This is a genomic window from Rugosimonospora acidiphila, from assembly GCF_039543385.1.
GTDB classification, from domain to species: Bacteria; Actinomycetota; Actinomycetes; order Mycobacteriales; family Micromonosporaceae; genus Rugosimonospora; species Rugosimonospora acidiphila.
Genome location: NZ_BAABJQ010000030.1, coordinates 1 through 9,021, shown reverse-complemented (window position 1 = coordinate 9,021; position 9,021 = coordinate 1). Strand labels below are relative to the sequence as shown.

The window sequence follows — 9,021 nt, the reverse complement described above, 5'->3', positions numbered from 1 at the left end:
CCGACGGGCGTCGGCAGGACAGCATCGCCGACGGGCGTCGGCAGGACAGCATCGCCGACGGGCGTCGGCAGGACAGCATCGCCGACGGGCGTCGGCAGGACAGCATCGCCGACGGGCGTCGGCAGGATGACCATCCCGGGCAGGGCCGCGCCGACGCCTCGCCGCACGGCGAGCCGGACCGGCCGGTGCGCCGCCCCCGCACCCCCGTGGACGACCTGATCACCACCGAACCCGCCGAGCCGCCCAAGCGCCGCCGGCGGTCGCTGGCGGAGCTTCCGGCCGGCCCGAGCGCCGCCGCCCCGGCCGAGTCCGGCAAGCCCGCGCCGGACATCTCCGACGAGGAGTTCTGGGCGCACATGAGGGGTGACGTGCTGAGGTGACCAGCTCCGCCGTCGCCCTCAGCACCGCCGTCCCGGGCGTACCCGCCGTGCTGCGCGCGGGTCCGGCCCGGCTCACCGCGGGGTTCGAGCATTTCCGCCGCCTCGACCTGCGGGCGCACCAGAGCGTGCACGGGCCGATGCGGCCGCTGTCCATCGACGAGCTGATCGACCTGGCGGAGCGCATCCATCTGCAGGGCCGGGGCGGCGCCGGCTTCCCGTTCGCCCGCAAGGTGCGCGCGGTGGTCGACTCCGCGCGCCGCCGGCTCGCCGACACCGTCGTGGTGGTCAACGCCACCGAGGGCGAGCCGGCGAGTTGGAAGGACAAGGTGCTGCTCACCCGGGCGCCGCACCTGATCCTGGACGGTGCTGCCGTGGCGGCCCGAGCGCTGCGCGCCAGCGAGATAGTCATCGGCGTGGCCGACGACGGCATCGGTGGGGAGTCGCTGATGCGCGCCCTGGCCGAGCGGCGCATGCCGGCGCCGACCCGGATGGTCACCATGCCGCACCGGTTCATCTCCGGCGAGGGCGGCGCGCTGGTGCGCGGCATCAACGGCGAGATCCCCATCCCGCCCGGGCGCAAACAGCGGGCCAGCGACTCCGGGGTGGGCGGCCTGCCGACCCTGCTGTCCAACGCCGAGACCTTCTCCCAACTGGCGATCGCGGCCCGGCTCGGGCCCCGGGGGTACGCGTCGGCGGGCACCGCCACGGAGCCGGGCACCACGCTGCTGTCGATCGGCGGCTCGGCGAAGTACCCGGCCGTGGTCGAGGCCGCCGTCGGCGTGCCGCTGATGGCCGTGCTGGACCTGTGCGACGCCGAGGTCGGCCCCGGCGTGCTGATGGGCGGCTTCCACGGCAAGTGGATAGGCCCCGCGGCGGCCGACCGGGCGGAGATCTCCTGGTCGAGCCTGAACTCGGTCGGCGGTACCCTCGGCGCCGGCATCATCCTGCCGCTCGGCGCGGGTACCTGCCCGCTGGCCGAGGTCACCCGGGTCACCCACTACCTCGCCGGGCAGTCGGCCGGGCAGTGCGGGCCGTGCCGGCTCGGGCTGCCCGACGTCGCCCGCGCGGTGGCCTCCCTGGCCGACGGCAGCGGCGGCAGCGGATCGGTCGACGCGATCCGGGCCGCGGCCGGCGGGGTACGGGGCCGGGGTGCGTGCAGCCACCCGGACGGTACGGCCCGGTTCGCGCTGTCCGCCCTGGAGACGTTCACCGAGGATGTCGCGGCGCACATCCTGCACGACGGGTGCGGGCAGCCCACCAAGAACGTCCTGCCGCTGCCGCCGGCCGAGGCGACGACCGGCCACCGGCTGGCGGTCGACTGGGCCCGCTGCGACGGCCACGGCCTGTGCGCGCACATCGTGCCGGAGCTGATCCGGCTGGACGGCAACGGGTACCCGTCGTTCCCGGACACCCCCGTGCCGGCGTGGCTGGAGACCGACGCGCGCAAGGCGGTGAACATGTGCCCGGCGCTGGCGCTTAGGCTGACGGACGGAACCAAGAAGCCCAACCGCGGAAAGTCCCGGCACTGACCCTCATGAACACCCCTAACATCCTGCTCATCTGCGTCGACCAGTGGCGTGGGGACTGCCTGTCCATCGACGACCACCCCGTGGTGCGCACCCCGTACCTGGACCGGCTCGCCTCCCGGGGCGCCCGGTTCCGGCACGCGTACTCGGCCACCCCGACCTGCGTACCGGCGCGCACCGGCCTGATGACCGGCCTCGGCCAGCGCAGCCACCGCCGGGTCGGGTACCTCGACGGGATGCCGTTCGAGCACGAGGTCACGCTGCCGGGGGTGCTGCGCGGCGCCGGGTACCAGACTCAGGCGATCGGCAAGCTGCACGTCTACCCCGAGCGGGCCCGGATCGGCTTCGACAACGTGATCCTGCACGACGGGTACCTGCACCAGGCCAGGCGACGGTCGCGCCCGTTCGAGGAGATCGACGACTACCTGCCCTGGCTGCGGTCGCAGGCGTCCGCCTCGGCGGTGGCCGACTACACCGAGCACGGCATCGGCTGCAACTCGGTGCCGGCCCGGCCCTGGCCCCGCGAGGAGGCCCTGCACCCGACCAACTGGTTGGTCACCGAGGCCATCTCATGGCTGTACCGGCGGGACCCGACCGCGCCGTTCTTCCTCTACCTGTCGTTCCACCGGCCGCACCCGCCGTACGACCCGCCCGGGTGGGCGTTCGACACGTACCTCGACGCGCCCCCGTACCGGCCCGTGGTGGGCGACTGGTGGGAGGAGTTCGCCCAGTACCGCGACGACCACAACCCCGAGGCGTGGGTCGCGCGGATGGATTCCCGCACGCTGCACCGCGCCCGGGCCGGCTACTACGGCCACATGACCCACCTCGACCAGCAGATCAACCGCTTCCTCGAGGCGCTGGCCGAGTTCGGGCTGGCGAAGGACACCTACGTGGCCTTCGTGTCCGACCACGGCGAGATGCTCGGCGAGCACCACCTGTTCCGCAAGGGCTTCCCGTACGAGGGGTCGACGCGCATCCCGTTCCTGCTGACCGGCCCGCCCGGCTCCGGCATCGCCGCCGGCACGGTCCGCGACGAGGTGGTCGAACTGCGCGACGTGATGCCCACGCTGCTCGACTGTGCCGGCGTGCCGATACCCTCCAATGTGGAGGGTCGCAGCGTCCTCGGCCTGGCCCGTGGCGGCGACGATCCGGACTGGCGGGGCTGGCTGCACGGTGAGCACACCCTGCTCGACCAGTCGCTGCAGTTCGTGACCGACGGCCACACCAAGTACGTGTGGCTGTCCGGCTCCGGGCACGAACAGCTGTTCGACCTCGACGAGGATCCGGCCGAGACGGTGAACCTGGCCGCCCGGCCCGGCCACGCCGAGGCCGTCGAGCTGTGGCGTGGCCGGTTGGTCGGCGAGCTGTCCGGACGGCCGGAGGGCTACGTGCGGGACGGCCGGCTGGTACCGGGCCGAGCGCCGGTGCTCACCATCCCCGCGAACCCCTGAGCGGCGCTCCCGGCGCCGCCGCTCCGCCGGCCCGGGGCCGGGCCGGCCGCTCCTGGGGTGGTCAGCTGTCCAGCCGCAGCCGGATCGGGTACCGGCGCAGCCAGTCGTTCAGGCTGATCAGCAGCTCCACGCGGCGCCGGTTCGGCCCGAATCCACTGCTCTCCAGCGGGGTCTCGAGCAACTGCCGGATCCGCGGAACGTTGAGCAGCCCCACGACCGGGGAGTTACGGTCGGCGAGGATCGCGTTCGCCTGGTCCCGCAGCATCTGCCCGTACCGGGGGTCCTGGGTCGACGGGTACGGGCTCTTCTTGCGCTGCAGCACCGACTCGGGCAGCAGGCCGGCGGCGGCACCGCGGAGCAGACTCTTCTCCTTGCCGTCGTAGGTCTTCATCGACCAGGGCGTGTTGTACACGTACTCGACGAGCCGGTGGTCGCAGAACGGCACCCGCACCTCCAGGCCGTGCGCCATGCTCAGCCGGTCCTTGCGATCCAACAGCACCTGCACCCATCGGGTCAGGTGCAGGTAGAAGACCTCCCGCATCCGCCGCTCCCCCGGATCGACGCCCGGCAGGTGCTCCACCTCGGCGATCGCGGCGTGGTACGTGTCGGATTCGTAGCCGGGCAGGTCGAGCAGCTTCGCCAGGTCGGGTTCGAGCAGGTCGCTGGCCGGGTTGGCGTCGCCGGTGGACCGGTGGAGCCAGGCGAGCCAGGGGTACGTGGGACTGGCCACGGCCTCCGGGTCGTGGAACCACCCGTACCCGCCGAACACCTCGTCGGCCGACTCGCCCGACAGCGCCACGGTCGAACCCTCCCGTACCGCGCCGAACAGCAGGTACGCCGAGGTCATCATGTCGCCCATCGGCGACGGTCCGTCCATGGCCATCATCGCGCTCGTCTGGTGCAGCGGGTCCAGCATCGTGGCCACGTCCAGCATGACCTCGCGGTGATCGGTGTGCACGAACTCGGCGGCGGCGCGCGCGAACGGCCCGTCCGGCGTGTCCCGCATCTCCTCCGGCAGGAAGTTCTCGGTCTGCCCCACGAAGTCCACGGCGAACGAGCGCACCGGGTCGCCGCGCTCGGACGGCGCGGCCGCGGCCAGCGCGGTGACCACGGAGGAGTCGAGCCCGCCGGACAGCAGGGTGCCGACCGGCACGTCGGCGACCATCTGCCTGGTCATGATGTCGCGCAGTAGCTCGCGGACCGTACCGACGGTGGTGTCGAGGTCGTCGGTGTGCTCACGGGTCGGCAGCCGCCAGTATGCCCGCTCGTGCCGGCCGGCGCGGTCGACCACCACGAGGTGTCCGGGGCGCAGCTCGCGCACGCCCCGGTAGAGACTGTCACCGGGCGTCTTGACCAGGGTCATCGCGGCCCGCAAGCCGTCCGCGTCCACCTCGGTCGGCACGGTCGGATGCGCCAGCACGGCCTTCGGCTCGGAACCGAAGACGACTCCGGCCGGCGTGCCGTAGTAATACAGCGGCTTGACGCCCATCCGGTCGCGGGCCAGCACCAGGCGCTGCCTCGCGATGTCCCACAGACCGAACGCGAACATGCCGTTGAGCCGTTCGACGAACGCGTCACCCCACTCCAGGTATGCCCGCAGCACGACCTCGGTGTCGCTGCGGGTCCGGAACTGGTGGCCGCGCCCGGCCAGCTCGGTGCGCAGCTCCTGGTAGTTGTAGACCTCGCCGCTGTAGGTGATCACCGCCGCGGCGCTACCGTCGCGGTCCGCGGTCATCGGCTGCGCTCCCCCGACCAGGTCGATGACGGCCAGCCGGCGGTGGCCGAGCGCGGCGTGCTCAGCCACCCACACGCCCTCGGCGTCGGGCCCTCGTAACGCCATCGTGCCAGTCATCGCCAGGATGTTCGCCCGCTCCCCCGCGAGGCTCCGGTCGAAGTCCACCCATCCGACGACACCACACATGAGGGCTCCCCGCAGATCGCTAGCGTGAACACGAAAACACTACCGTTGTCGATATCACCGCCTTCTATGCATACCAGGCCACCGACCGGAACGCCACCGGCCCGTGGAGTGACTTCGAAGGGCGCGGGTCGCGTTCAGCGATGGGCCGATGGATCGGGTGTGGGGGTGGGTGTGACAGCGTGCCCGAAGGGAATGGCGCGGTGGATCCACTGGAACAGATACACCGCCGCGACCACGGATACCGCGATGATGACCAGCATGAACAGGGCCGAGGCGACCAGGTCGCCCAGCTTGCCGAACCAGGTCGCGGTTGCGCGGTACAGCCGTGAGCGGGTGCCGAACTCCGCCTCGGACAGCCGCCGCTCGCGGGTGTAGATCGCCAGCGACATGGCGAACCCGAGCAGCATCACGACAAAGCCCCACTGGTAGTGGATGTGCAGGTACTGCGACGCCTGGCGGGACGTCGCGGTGCCGCCGTAGTCGGCGGCGAACTGGGCGCGGGCGTTGCGCAGGGAGGCGCCGTTGACGGCGTGGGAGACCGTGAGCCACAGCGTGAGCGCCACGCCGCCGGCGTGCAACAGCCAGCTCAGGACGTGCCGGACGACATTGCGGACCGGGTGGCCGCTCAGCGACGCGGCGGCGGAGATGAGGCCGAGCAGCAACAGGACCACCCCGGCACCGAGCAGCCCGGCGCTCGCGCGCACCAGGGTGTAGTTGGTGTTCTGGCCGTTGAGGCCGGAGTTGTACCACATGATGGACAGGCCGCTGTAGAACTGGTCGTACACCACGTTCGGCGGTGGCACCGCCGGGTGTGCCTTCGCGAACGCGGCCGGTGGGGAGTAGACGAACTGCCACCACGGGCCGAAGTAGCCGACGAGCACGCACAGCGCGCCGCCGATGACCAGGGGGCTGCGCCACCGGCGCGGCATTCGCAAATGGCCGAGCGCCTTCTCCAGGTGGTCGGCGCCCCCGCCCGGTTCCAGTGTTCCCGTTGTGGAGCCTGTGGAGTCTTTCGGTCCGCCCACCGTCGCCTCCATTGCCTAGTGACAACGTCCTCGTGACAACGTCCTCGTGACAACGTGCCGTGGGCCCGCGAATGCCGGGCGCGTACGAATCGTATTTGCCGCGACGGTTGTCGTCGGCAACCGTACGGTCGAACCTTCTGGCGGAATTCCGACCGCGCCAAGCGGACGCCGCAGCCGTCGAACTCTTCGTCGGGGCCCATTCGGCACCGGTTCTCGTCCGCCCGGTTCGCCGGCCCGATCGAATTCGTCACCGGCGCGTCAGCCGACCTGGACGGCCGGTGGGCGGCGGCGGCCGGACAGCGAATTCGATCGGCCGTATGGACATTCGACGACGCCGGCACGGACCGGGCCCGTGGGCGGTGCGCCGGCGCGCGCGGGTCGATCGTGTATCCGGGTGGAAACACCGGCCCGCGCGCACACAGATTGCGACCGGGAACCGATGAACAGACGGCTCGAAAGTCGTGTCGAATTAACTGATGGACAACGAGAATCAGCGCCCTGACGTGGGCAAACCCGCCGTCTGACTTGATCCGTAATCGCACTGAGCGACGTTCGCCACCATTTCAATCGATCAATCCAGACCGATACCATCTGATGACCCGCACTTTACCCGACCCACCCGGTATCCCTGATATGGGGCTGCCGGCGGCGCCAATAACAGCCGAAATCGAATCGGGCCGTGTCCAGCGAGATGGGAGTGAGGATGGACAACTATCACGAATACCACGTTGAGGTGATAGAACCGGACGGGACGCGCAAGACCCTGCTGGTCGACGTGCACGAGGATCACCACAACGCACACGGTTTCGACGGAAATGGCAACCTGAAGAACGCGTCGGCGTTCACCGGCATCATCGCCAACGCGATAGGCATCAGCAAAGACGTGATCAACGCGTTCAAGTATCTCGGCAAGGTGAAGCGGCGATAGTCGTCGCCTCGACGCGCCGTCCGAACTGGGCCATCGCGCCCACCCCTCGCACCATCCGCCCGCCCATGGTCGCCGATGTCGTCGCCGTCGCGGCCGGCCCGAGTGGCCGGAACGCGCTCGGGCGCGACATCGACGGCCGTGGCGAGTACTGATCATCAATGTTCACCCGACGGTGGCTCCGCGTACGCTCGTCGCCCCTAATCTCGGTCGCGACAATCGCTTATGCGGAGGTGCGCATGTCTCAAGGCGACCTGACCCGGCGCGGTCTGCTCCTCGCCGGAGGGGCCGTGGCCGCCGGCGCGGCCGTGAACCTGCTGCCCGGTGTCGCGTTCGGCGCTCCGGCCGGCGGCACGTCCCAGCAGACCAAGACGGTCACCGGGACCTTCCCGCCGAGCATCTCGGACTGGTTCTACATCCCGGTCGAGGTGCCCAAGGGCGTCAGCCGGATCGATGTCTCGTACTCCTACGACAAGCCCACCGTACCCGCCGGCACCCGCGGCAACGCCTGCGACATCGGCATGTTCGGCCCCGAGGGCATCCAGCTGGGCAACACGCGCGGGTTCCGCGGCTGGTCGGGCGGCTTCCGGACCAGCTTCTCGATCAGCGCCTCGGAGGCCACCCCGGGCTACCTCCCCGGGCCGATCAAGCCGGGCACCTGGCACGTGATCCTCGGGCCCTACACGGTCGCCCCGCAGGGCCTGAACTACCAGGTCCAGATCACCCTCACCTTCGGGCCGGAGGGCAAGCCGTTCAAGCCCAACCCGGCGCCGACCACCGCCCCCGCCAAGCAGCGCGGCAAGGCGTGGTACCGCGGCGACTGCCACCTGCACACCGTGCACTCCGACGGCAGGCGTACCCCGGAGCAGTTGGTCGCCGACGCGCGCACAGCGGGCCTGGACTTCATGGTCTCCACCGACCACAACACCTCCAGCTCCCAGCTGCAGTGGGGCGACGAGGCAACCGACGACCTGCTGATCCTCAACGGTGAGGAGGTCACCACCCGCTCTGGGCACTGGCCGGCGATCGGCCTGCCGGCGGGTACCTGGATCGACTGGCGCTACCGCGCCTCCGACCCGAAGGACTTCCAGCGCTTCGTCGACCAGGTACACAAGGTCGGCGGGCTGGTGACCGCCGCGCACCCGTTCGCCAACTGCTTCGGGTGCACCTACGAGTTCGCGTACGAGGTCGCCGACCTCGTCGAGATCTGGAACGGCCCGTGGACCGCCGACGACCAGCAGACCGTCGACCACTGGGACGGGCTGCTGCGCAGCGGCCGCTGGATCCCGGCCATCGGTGACTCGGACGCGCACAACCCGGACCAGATCGTGGCCCTGCCGCACACCGTGGTGCTCGCCGACAGCCTGCGGCAGAAGGACCTGCTCGCCGGGCTGAAGGCCGGTCGCTCCTGGCTGGCGGAGTCCTCGACGGTGAATCTGACCTTCACCGCGTCGGCCGGTACGAAGACCGCCGGCATCGGCGAACGGCTCGGCGTCGACATCGGCGTGCCGGTGACCGTCACCGCCACGGTCGGCGGGGTACCGGGTACGACGGTGTCGATCCTGGACCAGCTCGGGGTCGAGCACAGCGAGACGGTCCCGGACTCGGGTGCCGCCACGGTCAGCTGGACCACCGACCCCCGCTACAGCCGGTGGGTGCGGTGCGAGGTCCGGCGCCCGTCCGGCGGGATCAACACCAACGAGCCCAACGCCATGGTGGCGATGACGAACCCGATCTTCCTCGGCAAGTCCTGAGCCCTGGGCCGGGCTCCGACCGCGCGCGCCGCCATC

Annotated in this window: 7 protein-coding genes; 5 read left to right on the top strand and 2 right to left on the bottom strand. The window is 70.9% G+C overall.

What is annotated here, in order from left to right; translation table 11 throughout:
• From ABEA87_RS34335 to ABEA87_RS34325, 3 genes are all read left to right on the top strand, one after another.
• The coding region (locus tag ABEA87_RS34335) for a hypothetical protein (protein WP_345636838.1) at positions 1–380 on the top strand (380 nt) is incomplete at its 5' end.
• 137 nt (positions 381–517) lie between these two features.
• On the top strand, positions 518–1,909 hold the full coding sequence (locus ABEA87_RS34330) for an NADH-ubiquinone oxidoreductase-F iron-sulfur binding region domain-containing protein (protein WP_345637000.1): 1,392 nt from the start codon (positions 518–520) through the stop codon (positions 1,907–1,909).
• A gap of 5 nt (positions 1,910–1,914) precedes the next feature.
• Positions 1,915–3,360, top strand: a complete 1,446-nt coding sequence (locus tag ABEA87_RS34325) for an arylsulfatase (protein WP_345636836.1) — start codon at positions 1,915–1,917, stop codon at positions 3,358–3,360.
• Positions 3,361–3,421: 61 nt separating this feature from the next.
• Here the strand turns inward: ABEA87_RS34325 and asnB are convergent, their stop codons facing one another.
• Together asnB and ABEA87_RS34315 are read right to left on the bottom strand one after the other, a co-directional pair.
• Entirely contained in the window at positions 3,422–5,281 is a 1,860-nt protein-coding gene (gene asnB, locus ABEA87_RS34320) for an asparagine synthase (glutamine-hydrolyzing) (protein WP_345636834.1), read from the bottom strand.
• Positions 5,282–5,415: 134 nt separating this feature from the next.
• A complete protein-coding gene (locus ABEA87_RS34315) occupies positions 5,416–6,306 on the bottom strand; it encodes a hypothetical protein (RefSeq protein WP_345636833.1) in 891 nt (296 codons plus the stop codon).
• A 679-nt stretch (positions 6,307–6,985) separates the two neighbouring features.
• Here ABEA87_RS34315 and ABEA87_RS34310 point away from each other — a divergent pair.
• A complete protein-coding gene (locus ABEA87_RS34310) occupies positions 6,986–7,234 on the top strand; it encodes a hypothetical protein (RefSeq protein ID WP_345636831.1) in 249 nt (82 codons plus the stop codon).
• 236 nt (positions 7,235–7,470) lie between these two features.
• Positions 7,471–8,985 (top strand): CehA/McbA family metallohydrolase, encoded by a 1,515-nt coding sequence (locus tag ABEA87_RS34305; protein ID WP_345636829.1) that lies wholly within the window; start codon positions 7,471–7,473, stop codon positions 8,983–8,985.
• The last annotated feature ends 36 nt before the right edge of the window (positions 8,986–9,021 follow it).

What these genes read in the sequence shown, in the direction of transcription:
- ABEA87_RS34330 (WP_345637000.1), top strand. Translation starts at nt 518, where the DNA reads ATGCGGCCGCTGTCCATCGACGAGCTGATCGACCTGGCGGAGCGCATC.
- ABEA87_RS34325 (WP_345636836.1), top strand. Translation starts at nt 1,915, where the DNA reads ATGAACACCCCTAACATCCTGCTCATCTGCGTCGACCAGTGGCGTGGG.
- asnB (WP_345636834.1), bottom strand. Translation starts at nt 5,281, where the DNA reads ATGTGTGGTGTCGTCGGATGGGTGGACTTCGACCGGAGCCTCGCGGGG.
- ABEA87_RS34305 (WP_345636829.1), top strand. Translation starts at nt 7,471, where the DNA reads ATGTCTCAAGGCGACCTGACCCGGCGCGGTCTGCTCCTCGCCGGAGGG.